The sequence below is a fragment of the Streptomyces sp. CA-294286 genome (assembly GCF_050947155.1).
Lineage (GTDB): Bacteria > Actinomycetota > Actinomycetes > Streptomycetales > Streptomycetaceae > Streptomyces.
In genome coordinates this window covers 3,697,577-3,723,738 of record NZ_CP192005.1, presented here as the reverse complement: position 1 = coordinate 3,723,738, position 26,162 = coordinate 3,697,577, and the positions used below count along the sequence as shown (strand labels likewise).

The window sequence follows — 26,162 nt, the reverse complement described above, 5'->3', positions numbered from 1 at the left end:
CGCGTCCCCAGGCGGATCGGCCGGACCACGCAGAGCTATTCATCCATCCGAAGCCCTGCATGACCATATACAGACCAACCCGGGGGCGGACCGCAGGGGGAAAGCGGGGGTTAGCCCCAATGCCGGGGCGGCCGGCGCTCCGTACCGTCGAAGCATGGAAGCATCCAGCCGGGCTCGCGATCCCGAGCTCAAGAAGGACCTGGACGCCACCGTGGACGCCCGCAGGGAGCTGGGGGCGGACTACGAATCGGCGCTGGTCGAATCGTTCCTGGAGAAGGTCGAGCAACGGCTCGACTCCACGGTCGACCGCCGGGTGCGCCGGCAACTGGCCGAACAGCAGATGGCCGTCGCACGGGACGCCTCCCGTCCCGTCCGGGCCTCGTCGGGGGACGGCGGGTTCGGCGAGAGGTTCGGTTTCGCGATCATCTCGCTGATCCTGGCGATACCGCTGTCCGCGATCGGGGTGGCGAACGCCGGGCTGCCGGGTCTCCTCGTCGCGTGGGCGGGCATCCTCGGCGTCAACACGGTGCACGCGGCACGCGGGTGGCCGTGGCAAGCGCGCGGTCACGGCCGGGAGAGGGTCTCCGACTGGGAGGGCTGACCGCCGCCCGTCGACGCCCCGGCGGCCCGTACCGCGGACACCGCACCGGAAAGGCTGGACGCGGGGACCGCACGGGAAAGGCTGGACGCGGGGACCGCACGGGAAAGGCTGGACGCGGGCACCGCACGGGAAAGGCTGGACGCGGACACCGCACCGCGGACACCGCACGGGAAAGGCTCGACGCGGGGACCGCCGCACCCCGGTTGCCCGGGGGCGGGACGACGACGGTCCCCGCGCTGGACACGGCCGCCCGGGGTCAGGGCCGGGCGCTCGCGTGTCCATGGCGTCCGCAGAGGTCCGGGAGCCGCTCCGGTGATCCGTGACGCCGATGACCACCACTGTGCGGGGGGCGTGTTAAGCGCGTGCTGCGCGCGCATGTCCTGCCCGTACCGTTCACGCGAAGTCCGCGCCACAGCCTCGCGCGAGCTGCACCCCCGCACCGCACCCCGCCACGGCCCCCACGGACTCGACACCGCCCGCACCACACCGCGCAGATCTCAGAACCGGCGTCGCCCCGCCGCGCACCCGGCGGACGCGCACCCGGCACCGCCGCGCCACGCACCCGCGGATCACGGACCCCGCACCACCCCGCCACGCACCCGCGGCTCGCAGACCCGGCACCGTACGGCACCCTCCGCGGATCCCACCCGGCCCCGTCCCGGCGCGCCTCGTCCGTCCTCCCGGCCCCATCACGCTCGGCCCGGAGGACGGACGGCCGCTCACTGCTCCGGACGCGCCAGGTAGGCCAGCAGGTCCTGCCTGCTCACCACGCCCGTCGGCTTGCCCTCGACCAGCACGATCGCCGCGTCCGCGCCGCCCTTGCCGCCGAGTACCGCCATCAGGTCCTCCACCGGCTCGCCGGAGCCGACCTGCGGCAGCGGAGCCGACATGTGCTTGTCCAACGCGTCGCCCAGGGAAGCCCGTTGGGCGAAGAGCGCGTCCAGCAGCTCCCGCTCCACGACCGAGCCGATGACCTCGGCGGCCATCACGTCCGGGTGGCCCGCGCCCGGCTTCACGATCGGCATCTGCGAGACACCGTACTCGCGCAGCACCTCGATGGCCTCGCCGACGGTCTCCTCCGGGTGCATGTGCACGAGGTGCGGCATGGACCCGCCCTCCTTGAACTGGAGCACGTCGCCGACCCGGGCAGGGTGCTCACCGTCGTCCAGGAAGCCGTACGAGGCCATCCACTCGTCGCTGAAGATCTTGCTCATGTAGCCGCGCCCGCTGTCCGGCAGCAGGACGACCACGACGTCGTCGGGACCGAGCCGCTCCGCCACCCGCAGTGCGCCCACGACCGCCATTCCGCAGGAGCCGCCGACGAGCAGCCCCTCCTCCTTGGCGAGCCGGCGGGTCATCTGGAACGAGTCCTTGTCGGACACCGCGACGATCTCGTCCGTCACGCTCTTGTCGTACGCGGACGGCCAGAAGTCCTCACCGACGCCCTCGACGAGGTACGGACGCCCCGAGCCGCCGGAGTACACCGAACCCTCCGGGTCGGCGCCGACGACCGTGACCTTCCCGCCGCTGACCTCCTTGAGGTACCGGCCGGTGCCGGAGATCGTGCCGCCGGTCCCGACGCCCGTGACGAAGTGGGTGATCTTCCCGTCCGTCTGCTCCCACAGCTCGGGCCCGGTCGTCTCGTAGTGCGAACGCGGGTTGTTGGGGTTGCTGTACTGGTCGGGCTTCCAGGCGCCCGGCGTCTCCTCGACCAGCCGGTCGGAGACGTTGTAGTACGAGTCGGGGTGCTCGGGGTCGACGGCCGTGGGGCAGACGACGACCTCCGCGCCGTACGCCCGCAGCACGTTGATCTTGTCGAGGGACACCTTGTCGGGGCAGACGAAGATGCACTTGTAGCCCTTCTGCTGGGCCACGATCGCCAGTCCGACACCGGTGTTGCCGGACGTCGGCTCGACGATCGTCCCGCCGGGCTTGAGCGCCCCGCTCTCCTCCGCGGCCTCGATCATGCGGACGGCGATCCGGTCCTTCACGGAGCCGCCCGGGTTGAAGTACTCGACCTTCGCCAGAACGGTCGCCTGAATGCCTTCGGTCACTCTGTTCAGCTTCACCAGCGGGGTGTTGCCGACGAGGCTGATCATCGAGTCGTGAAATCGCACGTCTTCTCCGGGGTCTCCGTGATGGTGCGGCCCAGCCTAGGCCCGTGCGGACCGCCCTTCCACCACTGGTATTCACCTTTCGGCGTGATTGAGCGACACCCGGTAACGGGCAGTTAGCAGTAGTACGGACCGACATCCGCACGGATGTTCCAGCGCAAGGTTCTTCGAGGAGGTGGCTGCGACTGTGTCGAGGGCGAGGGTGGCACGACGGATCGCCGCGGGCGCGGCGTACGGCGGCGGCGGCATCGGGCTCGTCGGGGCCGCCGCCGTGGGCCTGGTGATCGCCGAGGTGCAGCTGGCGAAACGGTCGGTGGGCGGCGGGGTCGCCCCGATCGCCCCACCGGCCGACGGCCTGTACGGGACGGCCTTCGCGGGCCGCACGGACCTTCCGGCGCTGCGCCTGGGAGTGCTCGGCGACTCCACGGCGGCGGGCCAGGGCGTACGGCGCGCGGGCCACACGCCGGGCGCACTGCTCGCCTCCGGCCTCGCGGCGGTCGCCGAGCGCCCGGTGGAACTGCGCAACGTGGCCCTGCCCGGTGCCATGTCCGACGACCTGGACCGCCAGGTCTCGCTGCTCGTACGGGACCCGCTCAGCCCTCCGGACGTGTGCGTGATCATGATCGGCGCGAACGACGTGACGCACCGGATGCCTCCCACGCAGTCGGTGCGCCACCTCGCCACGGCGGTCCGCAGGCTGCGCACCGCGGGCGCGGAGGTCGTCGTCGGGACCTGCCCGGACCTGGGCACGATCGAGCCGGTCTACCAGCCGCTGCGCTGGCTGGCCCGCCGGGTCTCGCGGCAGCTGGCCGCCGCGCAGACGATCGGCGCGGTCGAACAGGGCGGACGCACCGTCTCCCTCGGCGACCTGCTCGGCCCGGAGTTCGAGGCCAACCCGAGGGAGCTGTTCGGCCCGGACAACTACCACCCGTCCGCCGAGGGGTACGCGACGGCGGCCATGGCCGTCCTCCCCACCCTGTGCGCGGCGCTGGGACTGTGGCCGGAATCCGACCGGTTGGACGGCTCCCGCGACGAGGGCATGCTGCCGGTGGCGCGGGCCGCGGCGGAGGCGGCGGCGGAAGCGGGCACCGAGGTCACGGGCGCACGCGCCCCGTGGGCCCTCCTCAAGCACCGCAGGCGCCGCCGCATCCCGGCGGCCCCGGACCCGGCCCAGCCGTCCTCCGCAGGACACTGAACGCCCGAGGCCCGCCCCTCCCTGAGCGCCCGCTTAGAATTGCGGCCCGCATCACACCGCCGACCCGGTGACCCCACCCGGTACGGACCGGTAACTTCGAAATACGTCCGCCCAGTTCACTCGCCCCCGCACCCACAGGAGCCCCGATGCCCGAAGCCGTCATCGTCTCGACCGCCCGCTCCCCCATCGGCCGCGCCTTCAAGGGCTCGCTCAAGGACCTGCGCGCCGACGACCTCACCGCGACCATCATCCAGGCCGCCCTCGCCAAGGTCCCCGAGCTGGACCCGCGCGACATCGACGACCTGATGCTCGGCTGCGGCCTTCCCGGCGGCGAGCAGGGCAACAACCTGGGCCGCGTCGTCGCCGTGCAGATGGGGATGGACCACCTCCCCGGCTGTACGGTCACCCGCTACTGCTCCTCCTCCCTCCAGACCTCGCGGATGGCCCTGCACGCCATCAAGGCGGGCGAGGGCGACGTCTTCCTCTCGGCCGGCGTCGAAATGGTGTCCCGCTTCACCAAGGGCAACTCCGACTCCCTCCCGGACACGCACAACCCGCTGTTCGCCGACGCGGAGGCCCGTACCGCGGCCGTAGCCGAGCAGGAGGGCGCCACCTGGCACGACCCCCGCGAGGACGGCCTGGTGCCCGACGCGTACATCTCCATGGGGCAGACCGCGGAGAACCTGGCCCGCCTCAAGGGGGTCTCGCGCCAGGAGATGGACGAGTTCGGCGTCCGCTCGCAGAACCTCGCCGAGGAAGCGCTCAAGAACGGCTTCTGGGAGCGGGAGATCACGCCGGTCACCACCCCGGACGGCACGGTCGTCAGCAAGGACGACGGCCCGCGCGCCGGCGTCACCCTGGAGGGCGTCCAAGGGCTGAAGCCCGTCTTCCGTCCCGACGGCCGGGTCACCGCGGCCAACTGCTGCCCGCTCAACGACGGCGCCGCCGCCCTCGTGATCATGTCCGACACGAAGGCCGCCGAGCTGGGCCTGACCCCGCTCGCCCGCATCGTCTCCACCGGCGTCTCGGGCCTGTCCCCCGAGATCATGGGCTACGGCCCGGTCGAGGCCAGCAAGCAGGCGCTGAAGCGCGCCGGGCTGACCGTCGGCGACATCGACCTCGCCGAGATCAACGAGGCGTTCGCCGCCCAGGTCATCCCGTCCTACCAGGACCTGGGGCTGGACCTGGACAAGGTCAACGTGAACGGCGGCGCGATCGCGGTCGGCCATCCCTTCGGCATGACCGGCGCCCGCATCACCGGCACGCTCATCAACAGCCTCCAGTTCCACGACAAGCAGTTCGGCCTGGAGACCATGTGCGTCGGCGGCGGCCAGGGCATGGCCATGGTCATCGAGCGCCTCAGCTGACGACACCGCACCACAGCCGTACGGCGGACGACACCGGCACCAGAACCGCACGACAGCCGCCCGACAGCCGTACGCCCGCACCACAGCCGCACGACCACGGGGCGCCTCCGGTACGCAAGCCGGGGGCGCCCCCGTGTGGAACAGCTCACGAATCCCCCGAATCAGCGCGCGCACCGCTTCCGCGAAGCGCACAATCGACTGAGCGCACCGGAGCACCACACGCTCTCACGCGCCCCGTGAACCGCCTCGCGTCCCTGCCGTGACCCAATCTCCCCCAGGATGTGACCTGTCTCCTCGGGGAACCCGATTCCCGCAGGTCAAAGCTGTACGGGAGCGAACGGCCAGGACCAAAGACCTGTCCGTTTCGTGACGTTATGCACTGACGGCGAGCACAGGCACACGGAAAGCTGAGATAGGAAGTCCGGGGGATCGGTCGGGGGACCGATGCCGTCAGGGCGCACCCGCACGGAGCGCCCGGGGGATCGCAACGAATTCAGGAGTACGTCAGTGAGCGCCATGTCTGTTGCCCTGCTGCTCGCCACCACTGCCACCGCAGTCGTGGGCGGCGCCGTCCTGCACACCGTTCGCGGACTCCGCCAGGAGGTCGCCGCCCTGCGCGCCGAACGTGCGGCCGACCAAGCCCGTGCGGCCGAACTGCGGGACCGGGACGCGCTCACCGCACTCCCCCACCAGACCCGTACCAGCGAGTCCCCCCTCACCCCGGCCGCCGAGATACGGGCCGCGGTGACCGAGGCACTGGCCGAGGAGCGGGAGCGGGAACTGGCCGAGGCGCGGGCGTTCTGGGCCGCACAGGAGGCCCGTGACGCCGCGGACGCCCCGTCGCTGCTCGGCGGCCTCACCGGCACCGAGGACCTCTCGTACTACCTGCCGGGCACGAACGACTTCCTGGCGGCCGACTTCGCGACGGCCTTCGAGGACGGCGAGTTCCACAAGCTGCTGGAGCGCGCCCAGGAACGGGTCGACGCGGAGGACGCCGCCGAGGACGACGAGGAAGAACTGCCGGAGGACTCCGCCGAACTGGCCGCCGCCCGCCGCCGCCACCCCTCGCACCCCGACTTCGTCCCGCGTCCGGCGAACGGCTCCGGCGACCACGACCCCACGATGCGCCGCCTGGAAGAACTCGCCGCGGAGCGCGTGATCCTCTCCGACATCCGTCCGGGCCCGCTGGGCACCCTGGACGTGTACGTCTTCACCGACGGTACGACGCTGGGCATGACCCCCGGTCACCGCGAGACGGCGGAGCTGCTGGGACAGGCGCTGCGCGACGGGAGGCCCCCGGTGCTGATGGGCGGCTCCAGCCTGTCGGGCGCGTACGCGCTGACCTTCTCCTGCGGCGACGAGAGCGTCTACATCCTGGCGGACCGCGTCATCGCGTCGTCCCCGGAATAGCCGGACGCCCCCGGATCCCCTACAGCCTCTTCTCCACCGCCTCCACCAGCGCCACGGCCTCGTCCAGGGAACCGGACGGGGCCGTTCCGATCACCAGCGCCAAATCCCTCCCCGCGACCGCCAGTTGATCGGCGACGGCGAAGATCCCCGCGTCCCGCAGCTCGGCCGGCGGCCGCCCGGGGAACTCGATCCGCTGCGCCCGCAGCGCGAATTCCCTGGCCAGGGCCAGCGCTTCGGCGGCGGCGCCGCGCCGCAGCCTGCTCTCGGGGAGGGTCCGCAGCCGGTCGGTGAGCCGCTCCAGGGCGGTCAACAGGGGTGTCGTATCAAGCACGTCGCGACCCTACGCGCCTCCCCGGGCCTGTTGCCAACGGGCGAACGCTCAGGCACGGTGGCGTGAAGGACCAGCACGCGCAACGCCTCCGGAGGCGCCGATGTCCCAAGTCTTCTCCGAAGAGACCCACCGCAATCTGCTCTCCCGCATCCCTCACTGCACCGGTCGTGAAGTGTCCGACTGGCTGCGCGCCGTCGACGACGGCCCCTCCCTCTTCCGCTTCGAGGAAAAGGTGAGCTGGCTCCGCAGCGAACACAACCTCGCACACGGCCACGCCAAGGCGATCATCCACGAGTACGACCTCAGGCGCGCCGCCCGCAAGCTGCTGTAACGGGCACACCCCTCCGACAAGGACCCCGCCCCTACTCCCCCGGCCCCTCGTCACGCGGAAGGGCCCGCAGACCGTCGAAACGGTCTGCGGGCCCTTCCGGTACGACGGGCCTGCTGGTCGACTAGTCGTCGCCGCTCAGGATCGCGACGAGCCGCAGCATCTCCAGGTAGATCCACACCAGGGTCATGGTGAGACCGAAGGCCGCCAGCCACGACTCCTCGCGGGGAGCGCCGTAGGCGACGCCGTCCTCGACCTGCTTGAAGTCCATGGCGAGGAAGAACGAGCCGAGCAGCACGCCCACCACGCCGAACAGGATGCCCATGCCACCGCTGCGGAAGCCGAGGCCGTCACCGCCGGCGAACACCATGACCAACAGGTTCACGGCGGTGAGCACCATGAAGCTGATCGCGGCGATCATCACGAAGCGGGTGAAGCGGGCGGTGACCCGCACGATGCGGGTCTTGTACAGCACGAGCATGGTGGCGAAGACCGCCATCGTGCCCAGCACCGCCTGCATGGGTGCGCCGGGCACCCACTGGTTGACGTAGTTGCTGATCGCGCCGAGGAAGAGGCCCTCGAAGCCGGCGTACGCCAGGATGACCGGCGGCATCGGCTTGCTCTTGAACGCCTGGATCAGGCCGAGCACCATCGCGACGAGCGCCGCGCCGATGGCCAGACCCAGACCCATGTTGGTCACCCAGGCGACGGTCGCGCCCGCGACCACGACGCCGAGCGTGGTGGCCGTACGGGTGACGACGTCGTCCATCGTCATCACGCTGCCGCGCGGCGGCGCCACCGGGGCACCGTACTGGTCCTGCTGTGCGTACGGGTTCGTCGCGTACGGGTTCTGCGCGTCCTGGGCGTACGGGTTGCCCTGGGTCCCGACGGCGGGGCCCCCGGCCTGCGGCTGCTGCGCGTTGAAGCCCGCGTAGCCGTTGTCGCGGCTGAACCCCCGTCGCGAGAAGACCGGGTTGCTGCTCCTCATCTCACTCCTCCATGGCCACCGTGTGCGACCTTGCTGTCAAGAGTAATGGGGTCGCAAAGAAAGCACCCCTGTACCAGAGGAGGATCTTTCCCCCGGATCATGAACAACGCCCGACGGACCCGGAGTGTTCCACCCTCCCGGGGGGCGTCCCTGGCGGACGGAGGTGTCGCCGGCCGACTCGAACAGGCGCTGCCCCATGGCCTGGCCCACGGAAACACCGCGATCTGGGCGGATGCATCCCGGCCGCTCCACTACGGGGCAACTCGTATCTAGTCGCGACGATACGTCCCCCGGTCTTGCGACTAGCCCCGTGCGGCAGGGAGCAGGGCGGCTCGGTTTCTACCCGGTCAGCTCCGGTGGGTCCATCCCCGCGTGCGCGGGGAGCAGCTGGGGGCGGGGTGCTCGACCGGGTCCGGGGAGGGTCCATCCCCGCGTGCGCGGGGAGCAGCGCGCTGCCCAAGAGGCGCTGCTGCCGGTTGAGGGTCCATCCCCGCGTGCGCGGGGAGCAGCTCCGCGGCCCCAACCGGCTGATCTGGTGCCTGGGTCCATCCCCGCGTGCGCGGGGAGCAGGCGCGGCGCCGCCGCCTCGCCGCCGGCCGCCCGGGGTCCATCCCCGCGTGCGCGGGGAGCAGGTCCGCGTCCACTTGGCCGTTGCCTCTGCGAGGGGTCCATCCCCGCGTGCGCGGGGAGCAGGCGGTACCTCTCGGCCGCCGGGCACCTGCGTCGGGTCCATCCCCGCGTGCGCGGGGAGCAGCCGCCGCACTCGGTGCACGTCGAGCGCTGCGGGGGTCCATCCCCGCGTGCGCGGGGAGCAGTGCTGTGCTGGGGTCCGGCGCTGCGGTGACGCGGGTCCGCCCCCGCGTGCTGCGCGGGGAGCAGCGGTCCAGCCACTCCAGGACGTCGCCGAGGTAGGGTCCATCCCCGCGTGCGCGGGGAGCAGAACGAGGACTACCCGATCAAGGCCGTGTCCACGGGTCCATCCCCGCGTGCGCGGGGAGCAGCAGGCTCCGTCCTTCCGGACACGGAGGGGGATGGGTCCATCCCCGCGTGCGCGGGGAGCAGCGCCCCCATCATGCGGGCTCCCCGCTCGGCGCGGGTCCATCCCCGCGTGCGCGGGGAGCAGGACGTAGGTCGGAATGCGCTTCAGGGTGGCCGGGGTCCATCCCCGCGTGCGCGGGGAGCAGGTCCCGTGCCATCCCGCGCGGCGTGCGCGAGGGGGTCCATCCCCGCGTGCGCGGGGAGCAGCATCTCCAGTGATCCGGTGATCTTGACTTGCTCGGGTCCATCCCCGCGTGCGCGGGGAGCAGGCTTCCTGAGCTGGAGTTTTATGGGGACCGAGCCTGGTTTCGAACCATCTTTGCCGACTCCGGCATCAAAGACATATACCCCTCGCTATTTTCCGAACCGCCGACGCTTCGATGCCTTGCTCCAGCCTGGCTTCCTGTTCTGTTCAGTCGGCGACGAAGCCCGGTTCTGGTTCGGGCGGCGGATCAGGGTCAGGCCTTCGTGGTCGGTGGGGTGCCAGGTGTGGTCGTGGGTGCGGAAGGTGAAGCCCTGTTCGTTGTTCGTGGTGTGGGCGAGCAGAGCTCGCCCCTGGTTCGCGTACTGCTGGACTTCGTCCCACAGGGCGTCGCGGACTCGTGCGGAGGGATTGCCGATGAAGACTCCGGCGGAGATCTCCAGCATCCAGCGGGTGAGGAAGCCACGCAGGCCCGGTGGGCAGCTGGTCAGGACGATGACGGTCACCAGATGTCCGCTCCGTCACCGTAGTTGCGGCCTGCGGCCACCTCCCAGCCGCCATCGCTCTGGAGGGAGACCGTGTCGGAGTCGAAGTTGTGGGTGGGGTGGGGGCCGGCTGGGGTGGCGTCCTCGGGCAGGAGGAGGGATTTGATGTCGTCGACGCAGCGGTCGAGCAGGGAGCACTCGTTGATGCGATCCCGCAGGGCGCGTCTCGTGCGGGGGCCCACGTCGTCTCCGCCTTCCGCGGCGATGTCGAAGGCCAAGGGGATGCCGATCTCGGTTTTGTAAAGGTCGGCGATATCCAGGACGAAGGACAGCTCGTGGCCGGAGTGGACGAAGCCGAGGGAGGGGCTGCAGCCGAGGGACAGCACGACGGCGTGGGCGATGCCGTACATGCACTGCGCGGCCGCGGTGATGGCCTGGTTGACCGGGTCTCCACTGGCGAAGTCGCCGGGAACATACTTGCGTCCCCGCCAGGGAATTCCGGTGCGGGTGGACTGTGCGCGGTAGCAGTCTTTGACGCGTTGGCCTTCTCTGCCGAGGAGTTCGCGGCGGGTCAGGCCGGCCGGGTCCTCGTGGGGAAAGCGAAGCCTGTACATGGCGCGTGCGACCGCGACGCGCGAGCGCGCGTTGGCCCACTGGGTCGCCTGGGCCTCGGCGAGGGCGGAGGAGCGGGTCAGCGCGCGGCCCGCCGCGTAGTAGCGGACACCGTGTTCGCCCACCCAGATCACTGCGGCGCCGGTTTCGCCCAGCACGCTCATGGCCTGGTGGGTGATCCGGGTGCCTGGCCCGAGGAGGAGCGTGCCGATGGTGGCGGAGGGGATGTGGGTGGTGCCGTCCGCGTCTTCTGCGGTGATGGCGTGGAGTGAGCGCGGTACGCCGGCCGACGGTGGTCACGGCGTCACCGGGCCGGGGCGGGGGCGATCGGGGCGAGGGTCAACAGGCCGCAGCCGTATGCCTTGGCCTTGCCGAGGCCGCTAGTGAGGGTGTGACGCAGGAGTTCGGGGTCGGTGACTTCGAGGCGACCGTCGAAGGTGGCGGTGACCAGGGTGACGGCGGTGCGCTTGTTGCCGCGTTCCTCACGCGGTTTGGCGAAGGACAGATCGCGCTGATCGCGGACGGTCAACTCGTACCGGTCGCCGTGGTGGGGGTGGCCCTGGTACGTGGTTCCGGCGGGCAGCAGCCGCGAGGTGTCGGGCTTTTCGAGGATGCGGAAGCCCGCTCGTTCCTGTTGTTTGAGCAGCCAGCCCTTCTGGTGGACCGCGGTGGTGTGTGCGGTGCGCTTGGTCGGTGCCCCGTCTTTGTTCCGGACGTAATGCACCGGGTTGGCGGTGAGCCGGAACGCCCAGGCCCCTCCTTTGGCGAGCCGTTCCAGGAGCGGGGTGTAGGGACGGGTCTCCCACCCCGGTGTGGACGGGTCGCCCGCGAGTGAGGGCCAGCCGGCCTGTTCCACGAGGTGGGTGAGGTCGGGCCGCTCGGGGCTGACGACGTACAGGAACACCTCGGCGCGGGCGTTCTGGTCCAGGCGCCACAGGACCCGTGGCCCCGAGACGCCCGGAGGCTGTTCGGAAGCGGTCGGAAGCAGGGTGGGGAAGGCACTCATGACGGCCGCGTGCAGGGGTTGGGGCGAGGAGAGCAGCCGGCGTGATCCGGTGCGTGCGGTGTTGATACGGAAGCGGGTCAGGTACATCAGGTGCCCTCCTCCAGAGCGGTGAACGGGTCGTGCGACGGCTCGGGACTGGCCGGGGACTGCTCGGCGTCGGCGTCGGCGTCGGCGTCGGCGTCGGCGTCGGCGTCGGCGTCGGCGTCGGCGTCGGCGTCGGCGTCGGACAGTGCGGCGAACGGGTCGTGCGCCACTGCGGAACGCTCCGGTGCGGTGTCCGATCCCGATGGAGCCCGAGAGGTGGGGACCTCCACGGTGGTGCTGGTGACGGTGCGCAGGGTGTGCTTGCGGTGGGCTGCATCGAAGCTGACGGGCTGGTCACGCAGGAGATCGCCCACAACGGTTCCGGGTTCGGCTTCCCGCAGCAGGGGCAGTCGCACGGTGGGGCGGCGATGGCGTTTCCGGTACCAGTCCGATGCCTGCCAGGGCGTGTGGGAGAGCGTCTGAGTCAGCTTTGTGTCGTCGTGCAGGCCGAGTACGAGCTGTCCTGTGGGCGGGCAGGAGCGGCGGCCGAGGAATGGCGGGTAGACGGGGGCGTGCAGCGCCTCGCAGAGTCCGTTGAGAAGGTGTGCGTCGCCTTCGAGGGCGGCGACGAAGACGGCGTCGGCGAGATAGAACCGTTCGGACAGCGGCATGGCCTTGTCGGTGACCTGGTGGTGGGCGGTTTGGAAGTCCCGTACCCGTGTGCCGGGTTGATCGATGCGCACGCCGAAACGCAGCGCCGCCAGTTGTGCCAGGGCGTCGTCGTCTCCGCGTGCGATGCCTTGGGCAGCGGCGAGCATGCCGATGACGCCGCTCTTGGTCGGCGCCGACTCGGTCGTACGGCGGACGAAGCGGGCGGCGGCCCCCCAGGACTGGAGGGGGCCGGCCAGCCTCAGCGTGAGCACACTCATGACAGCGTGGGCGCTCCGTCCATGCGGTCCGCGACGGCCTGGCCGACAGAGGCGACCAGTGCACTCAACTTGTCCGCTTTCTCACCGAGGGGGGCAAGCGCGGCGGTATTGGGTCCGACACTGAGCACCCAGGTGCGCGTGGTGTCCTCGTCGCCGTACGTCCTCTCGATGTCGGGGACGTAGACGGACAGGCGCTCGGCGGCCTCGCGTACGTGTCCGCCGTGGTGGTCGCCGGTGACGGGCTCCTCGAAGGCCGCCGCGTAACTCATCGGCCGGGTGGTGCGGAGTTTCACGATGACGGCGTCGGGGAGGGTGTGATTGCCGAAGGTGTTGATCTTTCCGGTGGGCAGGGACTCCACGAAGCTCTGGACGAAAGCCTCCACTGCGCGGCGGACCGGTGTGCTGAGCGGTTCGTCCTCCTGCAGTCCTTGGCCCAGGTTGTCAGCGAGCTGGTGGATGCCAACGGCTGCGTACCGGTAGAGGGTGGCGGAGTTGAACTCGACACTGCCGATCATTCCGGCGCCGGGCTCCGCGGCGGTGTTCTCGTCGTCCACCGCGGTGTAGTAGTCGGACTCGTTCTCCACCCGGTGCACGCTGATCGCATGGGCGACCTGGACGGCGGCGTCCACGTTGATGTCGGCGGAGTCGGCGACCATACGGCCGAAGAGCGCGATGTCGACGGAGTGGAGGGTGTCGGCGATCTCCTTGGCACGAGCCTTGTTCTTCTTGTTTTGGAAGTAGGCCCTGATGTCGTCCGCGCCTTCCACCGCCAGGTCGGCGAGGCCGTCGAGCTGGCGGGCACTGAGGAACATCAGGTACTTCGACCGAGGCGCTGCTTCCTCACCTGACTCCTCCTTAGCGTTCCGCCTCGGGGCCTCGACCTTGGAGCCAGTGGCTCCCTCGATCACCGCAGCCGCCAGTTCAAGCACCGCCGCATCCTGGAGGGACGGTCGGCGCTCGGAGATCCTGGCGGCCAGGATCTCGGCGACCTTCTTGGTGCGGACGCCGAGTTCGTCCGGGTCGAGGAGGTGTTCCTCGCCGAAATAGGTGCGGATGGCACGTTTCCACGCCTGGCTGGAAACCCGGGCCCGGCGCACTCCCCCGTAGACGGCCGACTTCGGTGCGCCGGTGTCGTCGCGGTTCAGGTTGCTGGGCGGCACGGTCTGAAGCGCGTGCACGTCGAGGAAGTAGCGATTCACGGGGTGTCCTTGTCGGTCAGGGTGGTGGCGTTGTCGGCGGAGGGAGTCTGGGTGTCGTGCTCGGTGCTCGCGTGCTGCTCCGTGGGAGCCGAGTGGAAGGAACGGCCCCATTCCCGCCGTACGACACCCCGTCCGCCGGGCTGCTGCCACAGAAAGAGCTGTCCGGCCAGAAGCCCGTAATCGAGGGGCGTCTCGTTCTCCCGCAGCAGCAGCACGATCTCCCGCAACCGCACTGACAGGAACTCAAGATCGGGCGCACTGCCCGCGCGTACGAGACGCTTGAGGACGGTCTCGTCGATCTCACCCGGCTTCATCAATCGGCGGACGGCGGCGCCGAGTCCTGTCCGGCTGCCCCCGGAACTGTCCCGGCGATGCATCCCGCCGCCCCGGGACTGCTGGTGCAGCGCCCACAGGGTGAGTGCGGTGTGCACCGCGTCCTCGGCTGCGGGCAGTTCCGCCTCTCGCAGGGTGTGGCCGCCGGCCGTCGGGGTCTCGTACAAGGTGCTGGTGTCGACCAGCCCCAGCAGGTCGGGGACCTGTCCGAAGGTCCTGCCCGCGCCACGACTCAGGCGTGCGCGTGCCCCCACACTGACGGCGTCGTCACGCAGATAGCCCTTCTGCAACGGCCGGATGAGACCTGCGACGGCCTCAGCGACGCTCCGCCGAGCAAAAGTGGAAACAGCGGCCGGGGCGGACATACGGGCTCCTTCGGCGACAGGCTGGGGATCTGCGGAACCGTCGATGGCCGGGGTGCGGCGGAAGGGGTTACTGAGGCATTTGTCGAGGCGAAGACGGAACCACTTGTCGGCATGGGCGGAGTTACGCCATTCCGCGCCCTTCGGGCCCGCCACGATCCGGCCTTCCCAGGCATCGTCACCGGTATCGGCGAGCAGTTGATCACCGAGCTCGGCGACGATCCGATACACGTCCCGCTGCCAGCGTCGGCGCTCGGCGTCCAGGTCCTCGGCCTCCGCGAGACGGGACAACCACGTGCGGTACGGGGCGTCCAAGGCGACGAAGCCACGGTCGCGGGCGGCCGCCCGGGGCCCTTCATGATCAGCGCCCACGGTCCGGGCCAGGTCGCTGGCGAGATCGCCGAGGGTCTTGACGGCTTCGTCGGCCTCGTGGACCGCGTCGACGGCCAGCTGCCCGTACTCACGGTCCTGGCGGTGCAGCAGGACCACCGCCATGGCGACCCGGTCGTCAACGACCTCGTCGATCACCGACTGCTGGGTGCCGTACGCCGCGCCGACCACATGTGCCCGGATCAGGAATCCGCGCCGCAGTTCCCCACCGGTGACGAGCTGGGCGATCCACTCGAAGACACCGGGCCGCAGATGTCGGGCGGCCTCGGACGTCTGGGTGCCCTCCGACCGGCCGATGATGAGGGATTCAAGCCCGCGCCAGGCGGCCCGCGCGGGATCGTGCTCACGCGGCAGGTAGACGACGGCCTCTTTGTGCTTCTTCTCCTGGGCCGGGCTGCGCCGCCAAGCCGTCATCGGCTCATGGGTGTGCATGTTGTGCGCAGGCAGCGGATCGCCGTATCCCAGGACGACGCCGTGCACGCCGTCGGTGTCGTGGTGCAGTCGCACGCGCCGCGACTGCCAGGTGTACAAGTCCCGTACGCCGCACGGGCGTCGGTCGCCCTCCGCTCCAGGCCCGCAGGGCGCGCGCCGCCACGCCGGGCGGTCGTCGTCGCCGAGGCGCAGCCCGGGAGTGTCGGCAGCGACCAGGTTCAGCAGCAGCGTCTCGCGCAGTGTGCGCCCCTCGGCGTAGACCCCGCCGAGGGATCCGGCCCAGCCCACGCCCTGCGGGTAGACCTTCCCGCCCTTGACCCGCCGGTCGTCCACTGCCCCGGTCTTGATGCCCGAGGTGTCGTAGGCGTGCGCGTGGACGAGCCAGCGGGCGGCTTCCGCGAAATCCAGTCGGTCCACGGTGGGCGTCCGGGAGCTGAAGAAGGGGTCGCCGTTCGGGACGTCGGCGACGATCCGGTTCAGCGAGGACACCTCGTCCTTCGCCGTACGCAACCCCGCTACCTGGAAGAACGGTGTCTGCGGGTGCAGCAGGTCGAAGCGTTCCCGGTGGGCGTCGAGGTAGTCGGAGACCTTCGTGAAGCATGCGGGGTCCGCCCACAGCTCGCCCCATGCCTCGCTGTCGGCGGGGCCGTCGAGGGCGTCGTGGCACACCGCCAGCAGCAGCCGTAACAGCGCGAACTCCTGGGTCGGCAGGTCGCCGACCAACCTGAGCAGTTCGTTGGCCTCGGCGAGTACCTCCCGCAACGAGAGTTCTTCCTGAGTCCCGTCGGGGCGCAGGACCGGCAACCACGGGCGGTCGGTCAGGTCGAACGACAACACCACGTTGTCCGGGCGCACTTCACTCGGTGCGGTCACTGGTCACCTCTAGCCCGTCGCTCTTGCTGTAGCGGAGACGAAAGCCTGCCAGACGGGTCTGACAATCGGCGTCCAGCGCAAGGATCAGCTGTCCGGCGAGCCAATGACTGTCCCTGCTCTGCCAGGCATGCACGTAAAGTTCCTCCAGTTCAGCGATCGCCCGGTCCATCACCTTCGGGTCGGAGAACTGGATCGGCAGCCGCAGCCCGCACCCGGCTGCCGCTCGCGCCGCCCGCGGGGCAGGGACTCTGTCCTGCGGCAGTTCCAGGCCGCCTCGGCCGTCCTCCAGCCACGGCAGGGTCGCCAGCGTGCCGTCCGCCCTCCGCTGCACGACGATGACCTCCAGGCTCTCGGTGCTGTCACGCACCTGCGCCCGTCCCGCCCGGGAGTCGTCCGCGTCCCCGGCGCCTGCTGCGACCCAGCCGACCAGGGAACGGCCGGGCCGGCCCACCTCGCCGAGACGGAATGTGTCCGCGCTCTCCGCCTGCCGTGCCCGGTGACGCACGTGCTGCTCGCCTGCCGCGGCCATCGCCTCGCCCCACGCGGCGGGACCGACCGCCGCTTCGCCGTAGGCGCCCTGCACGAGGGGGCTGATGTCTTGCGGCAGCCGCACCGGGCGTCCCCCCTCCAGATGAGGGAGCAGGACGGCGGCCGCCCGCAGCAACGAGTACCTGCCGTACACCGCCACCGATCCTCGGGCGGGGGCAGGGACTCCGCTGTGCCAATCCACGCCGGTGACCAGGCAGCGAGCAGTCCGCAGCTGCCGGGGCCGGTCCGACTGCTGCTCGCCGCGTTGGTGGCGGTGCAGGCGCCCCATCCGCTGCAACAGGAGGTCGACCGGACACAGGTCGGTGACAAGTAGGTCGAAGTCGACATCGAGAGACTGCTCGGCGACCTGGCTGGCCACGACAATGTGCCGCCCCGGGCGTTCGGACGTGCCCGGCGGCCCGAACCGGCTCAGCAGCCCCGCGTCCTTCGCCATCCGGTCCACGTCTACGAACCGCGAGTGCGCGACGGTCACCTGCTCGTCCCCAAAGCGCTTGCGCAGCGCCTGGGCGGCTTCCCGTACCCGGCCGACCGTGTTGCGCACGACCAGCACGCAACCGCCACCTTCGAGTTCCCGCTCCAAGCGGTCCGCCAATGCCTCCAGATCCTCCTCGATCCGCTCCAAGCGCACCTCGCCGTCCCGCCCGGAAACCTCCGGCCGCTCCACGCCCGGCACCGCCCCCGGCGCCACCGCGGTCAGCAGTGGATACCCCTCCGCCTGTGCCACCTCCTCGAATTCCGCACTCCCCGGGACTGCCCCCGCATACGCCTCGGCAAGCTCCCGCCGACGGCTGGCGGGCAGCGTCGCGGACAACACCACGACGGGCACCCCGTACGCCCCCAACCACGACAGCACCCGGTCGAGGTAGACACTCATGTACGTGTCGTAGGCGTGCGCCTCGTCGACGACCACGACCTTCCCGGCCACCGCGAGGTGCCGCAACACCAGATGCCGGCTCTTCAGCCCTGCGAACAGCAACTGGTCGATCGTCCCCGCGACGAACGACGCCAGCATCGCCTTCTTCCGACCATGCAGCCACGCGTGTGCGATCAGCTCGGCCGGCGCCATCCGCCTTTGCACCGCAGACGGCTCATCCGGCACCTCCGCGTCGACCTCCACCGCGGCGACCTGCTGACGCCCCTCACGCACCAGCCCGGCGAACTTCTCGTTCAACGCCGCTTTGGAATGCGCCAGCAGGACCGAATGGCGCGCCCCTTGCTCGGCAGGCAACCGGTTCAGCCACTCCAGCAACCGCGGAAACATCGCATTGCCGGTGGCCATGGTGGGCAGTGCGAAGAACACCCCACCCGCCCCGGCCCGTGCGGCGAAGATCTCGGCCGCAGCCAGCGCGGCCTCGGTCTTCCCCTCCCCCATCGGCGCCTCGATCACCATCAACCCCGGCGCGGGCATCGACCGCGCCAGCCGCACCGCTGCTTCTTGCACCGGCCTGACCTCCGCCCCCGGCGGCAGCACAAACCGTGCGGCGAACAACTTCTGGGCGCTGCCCGCAGGTTCTCCAGGCTGCCAGGGCGGTGTCAGGTTCAACCCACGCCAAGCCGCGGTGATCCGTTCCTCGCTGCTGCGAGGACTCTCCTGCGGAAAGTACGGAAACAAGTCAGGATTGCTCGCGATCCAGTCCGCCAGAATCACCACCGCACTGAGCAGTACCTGCACCGGTTGGGAAAGTTTCACCGCCCGCCAGGCGCCGAGCAGTTCACCGACCCGGTACTCCTCGGCACACGCGTCAAGGAGCTCCCCCTGCACCCGACGCCACGCCGCGCGACTCGCCCCGCGAGGCCTCAGCAACTGCGGGTGTGCATCCAGATCCATGATCTGCAAGTTCTCCGGCGGCACCCCGTGATGGCCCCCGACGATCACGGTGAACTGCCCGGTCTGGCGCCCCGTCCACCCGTGTCGTTCCTCCAGCCACTCCCCCAGCAGCCATTGCCCGGCCAACGCATGCGGCCCCAGTTTGCGCTCCGGCCCGAACGCGCGCTGCGTACGCATCTCCAGCCCCTGTGCGCGCATGGCATCGGCCAGCGAATCCACCTGACAGGCGAAGGCCGGTGTCGCCTTCCCGATGTCGTGCACCGCAGCCAGCCACACCACCAACCGTCGTGCCTCCGGCTCCCCACCAGGAAGCGAACTCGCCACCAGGGCACGCACGTTCGTCGGCAACCACTCGTCCCACAGCAACCCCCCGACCGCCGCACTGTCGGCCATGTGCCGCCACAACGGCAACCACCCGTCGCTGTCCCGATCGTGCTTCGCCCACACAGTCCGCGCCGGCCCCGACAACCGCCCCCAAAGCCCTGAGCGGGACTCCTCAACACCAGTCATTGGTCGAGCAATACAGGAAGGCATGGCCCCAATGTGCACATACGCGGAAAGATGCCTCGCCGCCTCTGCCGGTTCAACTGGTTCGACGTAACGCCGGAGGGCCACGACGTACGATGCGCACAGCCCCATGGAGTCGGTGCCCGGAAGAAACTCCTGACCTTATGTCCGATTTGCTCGTTTCGGTGAAAGTGGTCGAGAACTACCGCCCTCAGTCGTAGAGCCGCAGCTCAGGAAGGCTGCTCCCCGTGCACGCGGGGATGTTCCCCGTCGCCGCCGAGATGCGCGCCAACCTGCACGCTGCTCCCCGTGCACGCGGGGATGTTCCCGACCGGGCGGGGCTGGCTGTCCACCCGGGCGTCTGCTCCCCGTGCACGCGGGGATGTTTCCGGGTAGGCCCGCATCACCTGGTTCGTGAGCGGCTGCTCCCCGTGCACGCGGGGATGTTCCCCAAAACGGCCCCGGCCGGAGCTGTCACTCCACCTGCTCCCCGCGCACGCGGGGATGTTCCCTGCGTCGGCCGGATGGCGGGCTGACTGTCGCTCTGCTCCCCGCGCACGCGGGGATGTTCCCATGCGGGGGGAAACCTCCTACCGGAGCGTGTTCTGCTCCCCGCGCACGCGGGGATGTTCCCGACCTCGCGACCCGCTTCGCCGGGGCTGTTCGCTGCTCCCCGTGCATGCGAGAGGGCAGGCAGCAGCGGCGGAGAAGGCACTCGACGCGGCCCGCGAATCCCTCGACGACGCCCAGTATGGTGAGCCGCAGCCTGATTGGTCGTCCTGGGTCGACCGCACGGAGGTGGGCATCATGACCGGCCGATGCTGGACCGAACTCCGGCGCCCGCTGCGCGCCGTCCCGGCACTCACGGCAGCTCTGAGCCGGTACTCCGACGATCACGCCCGGGACAAGTCCCTCTATCTGTCGTGGCTCGCAGACGCCTACCTCACGGCCGGTGAGATCGAGCAGGCCGCCGCGGCGACCGGCCGCGCGCTCGACCTCGCCACCGGCGTGGCCTCGATCCGTCCCATGCAACGCATCAACCCGCTGCTCGACCGGTTCCGTCCTTACGCACGGGTGCCTGAGGTGCAGGATCTGCTGGACCGCCAGAGCAGCTGAGAAGCGGCTAGGGTCGGTGGTGGCCGGCGGGCTGCGACGAGGTCCTCGGCATCCTCAGTACCGGTACCGGTACCGGCGAGACGAAGCAGCTCCGCAAGATCGCTGTTGGAGTAGGCCATCCTAAGGATTGCCCCGGCCGCAGTGACCCGGCGTCCTGGCGAACACCCTGGGGCGGATGCACGACGATTGTCGGTCCGTCCATGACCATCGTCCACCGTGCCCGCAGGTGTACCTGCGGAGCGACTAGGCAGCGTATTTGGTCGTGATCAATGAGTGGTGCGGGTGAGGTCTTTGATCCAGATCATTGAGGCGCGTAGGTGAGGGCCGGCGAGGTAGCTCTCGGGTGTTTTGTCGTATCTGGTGGCGATGCCTCGCCAGGCCTTCAGCTTGTTGATCAGGCGCTCGACGGTGTTCCGCTCTTTGTAGAGGTCGGCGTCGTGAGTGACCGGACGACCGCCCCCGCTGCCCTTGTTCTTCCGGTTGGCCGCCTGGTCCCTCTTCTCGGGGAGGACTGCCTTGATGCGGCGTCTGCGCAGGTAGGCGCGGTTGCCGCGGGACGAGTAGGCCTTGTCCCCGGCGACCGCGCCGGGCCGGGTCCGGGGACGGCCGACGGGCCCGCGGACCCGTACCTTCTTGAGCACGGGAATGAACTGCGGGCTGTCCGCGGCCTGCTCTGCGGTCAGGACGAACGCGAGCGGACGGCACCTGCGGTCGGCAGCAAGGTGGATCTTGCTGGTCTGTCCGCCTCGTGAGCGCCCGAGCAGGGCAGCTTTCAAGCGGAGCCTGCGCCGTCGCCGGACGCGCCGCCGTTCGGCCCGGCCGGGGTCAACGACGCCGTCCTGTCCGTCTTGTTCCGCCGCGCCGCCCCCTTTTGCCGGGCCGTCTCCGCCTCGACGGCAGCCTTCTCCAGAGCATCCAACACGTCCTCCTCCAGGCGCATCCCGGCCGCGTCGTGATGGGCGCGGACAGTCGTGGAGTCCACGCTCACCAGCGACATATCCACCCGCCCCCGCCCGGCGGCCTCGGCTATCACCCCTTCCAGCAGCGCCTCGAAAACCCCGGCGTCCCGCCACTGCCTGAACCTGTTGTGCACGGTGGACCAGGCACCGAACCGGCCGGGCACCTCCCGCCACTGCGCTCCCGTACGGAACTTCCAGATCACACCCTCGAACTGCTGCCGCAGCCGCTCGGGATACGGGCCGTACTCACCGACCGGCAGATACGGCTCGACGAACCCCCACTCGTCGTCCGTCAGTTGCACACGCGTCATACGTACCGGACTACCGGATCCGCCCTCGACGCGAGGGCAGATCCGGCAAACCGATCACAACTCAATACAGGCCCTAGGACGGAGGCACCCCCGGGCAGCAGCAGGAACTTCTGGATTACTTGTCGTCCGAGGAGACGGACTCACGAATCCAGGTCTTGCACCGGTCAGCAGCCATCACGATCGGCACGGCGCAGAGCTCCGGGTTGTCCCACGGATGGTGTTTGAGGAGGTACGTCTCCAGCTCCGGATACCGGTCCGCCGTTGTCTTGAGGAGGAGCTGCCACTCTTCACCCGTCCCGAACTCGCCCAGGTGCCAGAACACGCTCGTCACTGGGCCAATGACCTGTGCGCCAGCCGCGAGCTTCTTCTGTACTGCGGGTCCAGCGAGGGCGACGGCCTCATCCTTTGTCGCCGTGGCGGTCGCCACCTGCACGTAGTCAGTCATAACGGGGAGCCTAGAGAAGCGGCCGTACGGATGCCACCCTTCTCCACGCCTCCGGACCCGATGATCAGTCGGTGGCGATCTCGCCCACGTTTCGGCCTGGCGTCCTTGCGCCTTTGGGATGTACGCCATGAAGGGACGCTAGACCTCTCGCACACCCCTGGTGCACCCAAGCTCACGCACTGTGATCGCACGAGGGCATGGGTCCCGCAGGTCGGATGCCTAGACAGAAGTGTGCCCGGAACCGGACTCGAACCGGTACGCCCCCGAGGGGCAGCGAGGTTTAAGCTCGCCGTGTCTGCATTCCACCATCCGGGCAGGCCGCGCGGCCGCGACAATGGCTCAGAGCCTATCCGCAGAGGTCGCCCGGACAGCGTGGGATCGATCCAACGCTGTCTTATTTTATGGGCGCTTGATGGAGCGTCAGTACACGGACCAGGTCATCGGCACATGCCGGGGCGGGTACGCAGGCGTACCGTCCGGTGTCGGAGCGTGCACGGGATTGACGGAAACTCGACGTCTTGTGCCCGGGTCGCGGGCGGTCCGCCGTCCGGGAACGCCCTCAGGGTCGCCGTCATACCTGAGGAGGACCGCGGTGGGTCCGGGTCAGACCCGAGTCGGCCCCCGGAACGGGCACGCGGACTGATTCGCGCACGTAAAAGCGGCGTGAGGATGGGAAGCGTCCCCCCGAAGCGTCTCGACAGGAGCACCACCGTGACCACGTTCCCCCACGCCACGCACCGCACCACCGCGGTCGCCGCCCGCGCCACCGAGCTGTCCAAGGTCTACGGGCACGGAGAGACGCAGGTCGTCGCGCTGGACCGGGTGTCGGTGGAGTTCCGGCAGGGCGAGTTCACGGCGATCATGGGTCCGTCGGGCTCCGGCAAGTCGACGCTGATGCACTGTGTGGCCGGGCTGGACTCGTTCTCCTCCGGGTCGGTGCGCATCGGCGACACCGAGCTCGGGACGCTGAAGGACAAGCAGCTCACCCAGCTGCGCCGGGACAAGATCGGTTTCATCTTCCAGGCGTTCAACCTGCTGCCGACGCTGAACGCGCTGGAGAACATCACGCTGCCGATGGACATCGCCGGCCGTAAGCCCGACCAGGCATGGCTGGACAAGGTCATCGAGATGGTCGGCCTGTCCGGCCGCCTCAAGCACCGTCCCTCGGAGCTGTCCGGCGGTCAGCAGCAGCGCGTGGCCGTGGCCCGTGCGCTGGCCAGCCGTCCGGAGATCATGTTCGGCGACGAGCCGACCGGAAACCTGGACTCGCGCTCGGGCGCCGAGGTACTGGGCTTCCTGCGCAACTCCGTACGCGAGCTGGGCCAGACCGTCGTGATGGTGACGCACGACCCGACGGCCGCCTCCTACGCGGACCGCGTGATCTTCCTGGCCGACGGCCGGGCGGTCGACGAGATGCTGCACCCCACCGCGGACGGCGTCCTGGACCGGATGAAGGACTTCGACACCAAGGGCCGTACGAGCTGATCCGCAGCCCTCACGCCGTGCCCCGTTCCGTACTCGTCACACTCTCCCCCAGGACGTAACCGCCATGTTCCGCACCGCCCTGCGCAATGTGCTCGCGCACAAGGCCAGGCTGCTGATGACCGTGCTCGCCGTCATGCTCGGCGTCGCCTTCGTCTCCGGCACCCTCATCTACAGCGACACCCTCCACAACGCCTTCCGCCAGCAGTCGAGCAAGGGGCTCGACAACGTGGCCATCGGCGTCACCGACTACGGCAGCCCCTCCGACGCCGCCGAGAAGCGGCCCGGCCTCAGCCAGGCGCAGCTCGACCGGATCGCGTCCGTGCCCGGCGCGGACACCGCCACCGGCGTCGTCGGCGGCTTCGCGGGCGCCGCCGACCGCGACGGCAAGCTCATCGGCCAGGGCTGGTCCACCAAGGGCGGCAACTTCTTCCCCGGCAAGGACGGGAAGGACCGGCGCTACGACTTCACCGGCGGCCACGGTCCGACCGGCCCCGGAGAGATAGCCCTCGACCGCGGCACCGCCGACAAGGGCGGCTACAAGGTCGGCGACACGGTGCGCATCGCCACCAACCGGCCGGTGAAGGAGTACACCCTCAGTGGTGTCTTCACCTCCGACCAGGGTGAGGTCAACGCGGGCGGCAGCCTGGTGCTGTTCGACACCCGGACCGCGCAGGAACTCTTCCTGAAGCCCGGCTACTTCCAGTCGGCCACCGTGACCGGCAAGCCCGGCGCCGACCAGGAGGCCATGCAGGAGGCGATCGTTCCGCTGGTGTCCAAGGACGCCACCGTGCAGACCGGCAAGCAGCTCACCGCCGACGAGGAGCGCAACCTCGCGCAGTCGACGAGCGCGCTCACCCAGATCCTGCTGGGCTTCGCCGGGATCGCCCTCTTCGTCGGCGTCTTCCTGATCTCCAACACCTTCACCATGCTGGTCGCCCAGCGCACCAAGGAACTCGCGCTGATGCGCGCGGTGGGTGCGTCCCGCAAGCAGATCACCCGGTCGATCCTGGCCGAGGCCGGCATCGTCGGCCTGATCGCCTCGGTGATCGGCTTCGTCCTGGGTCTCGGCATGGCCGCGGGGCTGAGCCCGCTGATGGACGCCATGGAGGCCCAGCTTCCGTCCGGTCCGCTGATCGTCGGCGCGACGCCGGTCCTCGCCTCGCTGGCCGTCGGCGTGCTGATCACGATGTTCGCCGCCTGGCTGCCCGCCCGCCGGGCCGCCAAGATTCCGCCGGTCGCCGCGATGAGCAGCGTGCACGCCACCCCGTCCGTGAAGTCCCTGGTGGTACGGAACGTCATCGGGGCCCTCGTCACGGGCGCGGGTGCGGCGACCGTCGTCGGCGGCGCGGCCCTCGGCAAGGAGACCGGCCGCATGCTCATCGGGGGCGGCGCGTTCCTGGCCCTGATCGGCATCATCATCCTGATCCCGCTGCTGTCGCGGCCGGTGATCGCCCTGGTCCGTCCGCTGCTGGACGGGGTGTTCAAGGTCTCCGGCAAGCTGGCCGGGCTGAACTCGGTCCGCAACCCGCGTCGTACCGGCGCCACCGCCTCCGCACTGGCCATCGGCCTCACCCTGGTCACCGGGCTGACCGTGCTCGGCGTGACCATGGGCCAGGCGATCGACAAGCAGACCACGGACGTCGTCAAGGCCGACTACATGGTGACCATGGCGAACCAGTCCTCGATGGACAAGTCCGTCATCGAGGCGCTCGCCGGGGCGAAGGGCGTCACCGCCTCCTCCCCGCAGCAGTTCGCGTCCCTGGAGGGGGCCGACGACTCGTACCTGAACGCCGTCGGCGTCACCCCGGGCGACGTCGAGCGCGTCCTGAACCTCAAGGTGCTCCAGGGCTCGCTGAGCGGTCTGGCGCGCGGTGAGATCGCCGTCGACGAGAAGGCCGCCGCGAGCAAGGGCTACCGGGTCGGCCAGAGCCTGGACATGGCCTTCGAGGACGGTACGAAGACCAAGCTCACCATCGGCGCCGTCTACGGCCGCAACGAGTTCGTCTCCGGCGCCATGATCGACACCAAGGTCCTGAGCCGCCACACCCCCGAACCGCTGTTCTACTCGGCGTACGTCGCCATGGACGGCGGCCCGACCGCGGCCAACGAGCAGGCCCTCGTCGACTCCCTGGGCAAGAACCCGGCGATCGTCGTGATGGACAGCAACGACATCCGCAACCAGTTCGGCGGCATCGTCAACCAGATGCTCAACATCATGTACGGCCTGCTGGCCATGGCCCTGATCATCGCGGTCCTCGGCGTCGTGAACACCCTCGCGATGTCCGTCTTCGAGCGGCAGCAGGAGATCGGCATGCTGCGGGCGATCGGCCTGGCGCGCAGCAAGGTCAAGACCATGATCCGGCTGGAGGCCGTGGTGATCTCGGTCTTCGGCGCGGTGGTCGGCGTGGTCCTCGGCACGTTCCTGGCCTGGGCCATCGGGCAGACCGTCAAGGACCAGGTCGTCGGCTACTCGCTGGTCGTCCCGTGGGACCGGATCGGCATCTTCCTGCTGCTGGCGGGTGTGGTCGGAGTCCTGGCCGCCATGTGGCCGGCCCGCAGCGCGGCGAAGCTGAACATGCTCAGCGCCATCAAGGCCGAGTAGCCCGCCCCGGGAGCAGGGGACACGGAAGCGGCCCCCACGACGTGGCACACACGTCGTGGGGGCCGCTTCTCTTGCGTACGGCCGCTCGGGAGCCCGTGCGGAGGCGGGCGGAGGCCCGTGCGGAGGCGGGGCCCCGGCCCG

18 protein-coding genes, 1 tRNA gene, 3 pseudogenes and 3 CRISPR repeat arrays are annotated in these 26,162 nt (G+C 70.0%); of the genes and pseudogenes, 8 read left to right on the top strand and 14 right to left on the bottom strand.

The window, feature by feature from the left end; all coding sequences use genetic code 11:
- Positions 1-154 precede the first annotated feature (154 nt).
- The gene (locus tag ACQPZG_RS21310) at positions 155-601 is read left to right on the top strand and encodes a hypothetical protein (protein WP_433547331.1); all 447 of its coding nucleotides are present in this window, start codon (positions 155-157) and stop codon (positions 599-601) included.
- Between the two features lie 719 nt (positions 602-1,320).
- On the opposite strand, the gene ACQPZG_RS21305 is transcribed toward ACQPZG_RS21310, so the two are convergent.
- Positions 1,321-2,718 (bottom strand): cystathionine beta-synthase, encoded by a 1,398-nt coding sequence (locus ACQPZG_RS21305; protein WP_433547330.1) that lies wholly within the window; start codon positions 2,716-2,718, stop codon positions 1,321-1,323.
- Positions 2,719-2,917: 199 nt separating this feature from the next.
- On the opposite strand from ACQPZG_RS21305, the gene ACQPZG_RS21300 reads away from it, so the two are divergent.
- The 3 genes from ACQPZG_RS21300 to ACQPZG_RS21290 all read left to right on the top strand — a co-directional run bounded on the left by ACQPZG_RS21300 (position 2,918) and on the right by ACQPZG_RS21290 (position 6,687).
- Positions 2,918-3,910 (top strand): SGNH/GDSL hydrolase family protein, encoded by a 993-nt coding sequence (locus ACQPZG_RS21300; protein ID WP_433549491.1) that lies wholly within the window; start codon positions 2,918-2,920, stop codon positions 3,908-3,910.
- A gap of 146 nt (positions 3,911-4,056) precedes the next feature.
- A complete protein-coding gene (locus tag ACQPZG_RS21295) occupies positions 4,057-5,277 on the top strand; it encodes an acetyl-CoA C-acetyltransferase (RefSeq protein ID WP_185028917.1) in 1,221 nt (406 codons plus the stop codon).
- A gap of 516 nt (positions 5,278-5,793) precedes the next feature.
- Positions 5,794-6,687 carry a hypothetical protein gene (locus ACQPZG_RS21290; protein WP_433549490.1) on the top strand — a complete coding sequence of 298 codons (894 nt, stop codon included), beginning with the start codon at positions 5,794-5,796 and terminating at the stop codon, positions 6,685-6,687.
- Between the two features lie 19 nt (positions 6,688-6,706).
- On the opposite strand, the gene ACQPZG_RS21285 is transcribed toward ACQPZG_RS21290, so the two are convergent.
- Positions 6,707-7,018, bottom strand: coding sequence for a hypothetical protein (locus tag ACQPZG_RS21285; protein WP_433547329.1), 312 nt, complete (start codon positions 7,016-7,018; stop codon positions 6,707-6,709).
- 100 nt (positions 7,019-7,118) lie between these two features.
- On the opposite strand from ACQPZG_RS21285, the gene ACQPZG_RS21280 reads away from it, so the two are divergent.
- Positions 7,119-7,349 carry a DUF4287 domain-containing protein gene (locus ACQPZG_RS21280; RefSeq protein WP_433547328.1) on the top strand — a complete coding sequence of 77 codons (231 nt, stop codon included), beginning with the start codon at positions 7,119-7,121 and terminating at the stop codon, positions 7,347-7,349.
- A gap of 121 nt (positions 7,350-7,470) precedes the next feature.
- On the opposite strand, the gene ACQPZG_RS21275 is transcribed toward ACQPZG_RS21280, so the two are convergent.
- From ACQPZG_RS21275 to cas3, 9 genes and pseudogenes are all read right to left on the bottom strand, one after another.
- Complete coding sequence (locus ACQPZG_RS21275) at positions 7,471-8,334, bottom strand: Bax inhibitor-1/YccA family protein (RefSeq protein WP_433547327.1); 864 nt, start codon at positions 8,332-8,334, stop codon at positions 7,471-7,473.
- A 358-nt stretch (positions 8,335-8,692) separates the two neighbouring features.
- A CRISPR array of direct repeats spans positions 8,693-9,149; the repeat unit is 29 nt; unit sequence GGGTCCATCCCCGCGTGCGCGGGGAGCAG.
- Between the two features lie 95 nt (positions 9,150-9,244).
- Positions 9,245-9,641: direct repeats of the CRISPR family, unit length 29 nt; unit sequence GGGTCCATCCCCGCGTGCGCGGGGAGCAG.
- 85 nt (positions 9,642-9,726) lie between these two features.
- Positions 9,727-10,080 carry a type I-E CRISPR-associated endoribonuclease Cas2e gene (gene cas2e / locus ACQPZG_RS21270; protein WP_433547326.1) on the bottom strand — a complete coding sequence of 118 codons (354 nt, stop codon included), beginning with the start codon at positions 10,078-10,080 and terminating at the stop codon, positions 9,727-9,729.
- Positions 10,077-10,952, bottom strand: a pseudogene (gene cas1e / locus ACQPZG_RS21265) (type I-E CRISPR-associated endonuclease Cas1e); the annotation flags it as partial. The gene cas2e and the pseudogene cas1e, both read right to left, overlap by 4 nt.
- A gap of 23 nt (positions 10,953-10,975) precedes the next feature.
- Positions 10,976-11,764 carry a type I-E CRISPR-associated protein Cas6/Cse3/CasE gene (gene cas6e / locus ACQPZG_RS21260; protein ID WP_433547325.1) on the bottom strand — a complete coding sequence of 263 codons (789 nt, stop codon included), beginning with the start codon at positions 11,762-11,764 and terminating at the stop codon, positions 10,976-10,978.
- Positions 11,764-12,630: a type I-E CRISPR-associated protein Cas5/CasD gene (gene cas5e, locus ACQPZG_RS21255; RefSeq protein ID WP_433547324.1), complete on the bottom strand. Its 867-nt coding sequence runs from the start codon at positions 12,628-12,630 to the stop codon at positions 11,764-11,766. Before cas5e ends, cas6e begins: the two co-directional genes overlap by 1 nt.
- Positions 12,627-13,829: a type I-E CRISPR-associated protein Cas7/Cse4/CasC gene (gene cas7e / locus ACQPZG_RS21250; RefSeq protein ID WP_433547323.1), complete on the bottom strand. Its 1,203-nt coding sequence runs from the start codon at positions 13,827-13,829 to the stop codon at positions 12,627-12,629. Before cas7e ends, cas5e begins: the two co-directional genes overlap by 4 nt.
- Positions 13,826-14,527 carry a type I-E CRISPR-associated protein Cse2/CasB gene (gene casB / locus ACQPZG_RS21245; protein ID WP_433549489.1) on the bottom strand — a complete coding sequence of 234 codons (702 nt, stop codon included), beginning with the start codon at positions 14,525-14,527 and terminating at the stop codon, positions 13,826-13,828. Before casB ends, cas7e begins: the two co-directional genes overlap by 4 nt.
- A 21-nt stretch (positions 14,528-14,548) precedes the next feature.
- Positions 14,549-16,180: pseudogene (casA, locus tag ACQPZG_RS21240) on the bottom strand (type I-E CRISPR-associated protein Cse1/CasA); the annotation flags it as partial.
- A gap of 22 nt (positions 16,181-16,202) precedes the next feature.
- Entirely contained in the window at positions 16,203-18,989 is a 2,787-nt protein-coding gene (cas3, locus tag ACQPZG_RS21235; RefSeq protein WP_433547322.1) for a CRISPR-associated helicase Cas3', read from the bottom strand.
- 353 nt (positions 18,990-19,342) lie between these two features.
- Positions 19,343-19,734: a CRISPR direct-repeat array (repeat unit 26 nt; unit sequence CTGCTCCCCGTGCACGCGGGGATGTT).
- Positions 19,735-19,778: 44 nt separating this feature from the next.
- Here cas3 and ACQPZG_RS21230 point away from each other — a divergent pair.
- Positions 19,779-20,219: a hypothetical protein gene (locus tag ACQPZG_RS21230; protein ID WP_433547321.1), complete on the top strand. Its 441-nt coding sequence runs from the start codon at positions 19,779-19,781 to the stop codon at positions 20,217-20,219.
- A gap of 266 nt (positions 20,220-20,485) precedes the next feature.
- Here ACQPZG_RS21230 and ACQPZG_RS21225 read toward each other — a convergent pair.
- The 3 genes and pseudogenes from ACQPZG_RS21225 to ACQPZG_RS21215 all read right to left on the bottom strand — a co-directional run bounded on the left by ACQPZG_RS21225 (position 20,486) and on the right by ACQPZG_RS21215 (position 22,249).
- A pseudogene (locus tag ACQPZG_RS21225) lies at positions 20,486-21,489 on the bottom strand (IS5 family transposase).
- 115 nt (positions 21,490-21,604) lie between these two features.
- Entirely contained in the window at positions 21,605-21,934 is a 330-nt protein-coding gene (cutA, locus tag ACQPZG_RS21220; protein WP_433547320.1) for a divalent-cation tolerance protein CutA, read from the bottom strand.
- A gap of 232 nt (positions 21,935-22,166) precedes the next feature.
- Positions 22,167-22,249: transfer RNA gene (locus tag ACQPZG_RS21215), tRNA-Leu, on the bottom strand.
- Between the two features lie 396 nt (positions 22,250-22,645).
- Here ACQPZG_RS21215 and ACQPZG_RS21210 point away from each other — a divergent pair.
- Positions 22,646-23,419, top strand: a complete 774-nt coding sequence (locus ACQPZG_RS21210) for an ABC transporter ATP-binding protein (RefSeq protein ID WP_433547319.1) — start codon at positions 22,646-22,648, stop codon at positions 23,417-23,419.
- Positions 23,420-23,483: 64 nt separating this feature from the next.
- Positions 23,484-26,021, top strand: coding sequence for an ABC transporter permease (locus ACQPZG_RS21205; protein WP_433547318.1), 2,538 nt, complete (start codon positions 23,484-23,486; stop codon positions 26,019-26,021).
- Positions 26,022-26,162 lie beyond the last annotated feature (141 nt).

Excerpts from the sequence above, each read along its gene's own strand:
- ACQPZG_RS21290 (WP_433549490.1), top strand. The coding sequence starts at position 5,794 with ATGTCTGTTGCCCTGCTGCTCGCCACCACTGCCACCGCAGTCGTGGGC.
- cutA (WP_433547320.1), bottom strand. The coding sequence starts at position 21,934 with ATGACTGACTACGTGCAGGTGGCGACCGCCACGGCGACAAAGGATGAG.
- ACQPZG_RS21310 (WP_433547331.1), top strand. The coding sequence starts at position 155 with ATGGAAGCATCCAGCCGGGCTCGCGATCCCGAGCTCAAGAAGGACCTG.
- ACQPZG_RS21275 (WP_433547327.1), bottom strand. The coding sequence starts at position 8,334 with ATGAGGAGCAGCAACCCGGTCTTCTCGCGACGGGGGTTCAGCCGCGAC.
- cas5e (WP_433547324.1), bottom strand. The coding sequence starts at position 12,630 with ATGAGTGTGCTCACGCTGAGGCTGGCCGGCCCCCTCCAGTCCTGGGGG.
- cas6e (WP_433547325.1), bottom strand. The coding sequence starts at position 11,764 with ATGTACCTGACCCGCTTCCGTATCAACACCGCACGCACCGGATCACGC.
- ACQPZG_RS21280 (WP_433547328.1), top strand. The coding sequence starts at position 7,119 with ATGTCCCAAGTCTTCTCCGAAGAGACCCACCGCAATCTGCTCTCCCGC.
- casB (WP_433549489.1), bottom strand. The coding sequence starts at position 14,527 with ATGTCCGCCCCGGCCGCTGTTTCCACTTTTGCTCGGCGGAGCGTCGCT.
- cas3 (WP_433547322.1), bottom strand. The coding sequence starts at position 18,989 with ATGGCCGACAGTGCGGCGGTCGGGGGGTTGCTGTGGGACGAGTGGTTG.
- ACQPZG_RS21295 (WP_185028917.1), top strand. The coding sequence starts at position 4,057 with ATGCCCGAAGCCGTCATCGTCTCGACCGCCCGCTCCCCCATCGGCCGC.
- ACQPZG_RS21205 (WP_433547318.1), top strand. The coding sequence starts at position 23,484 with ATGTTCCGCACCGCCCTGCGCAATGTGCTCGCGCACAAGGCCAGGCTG.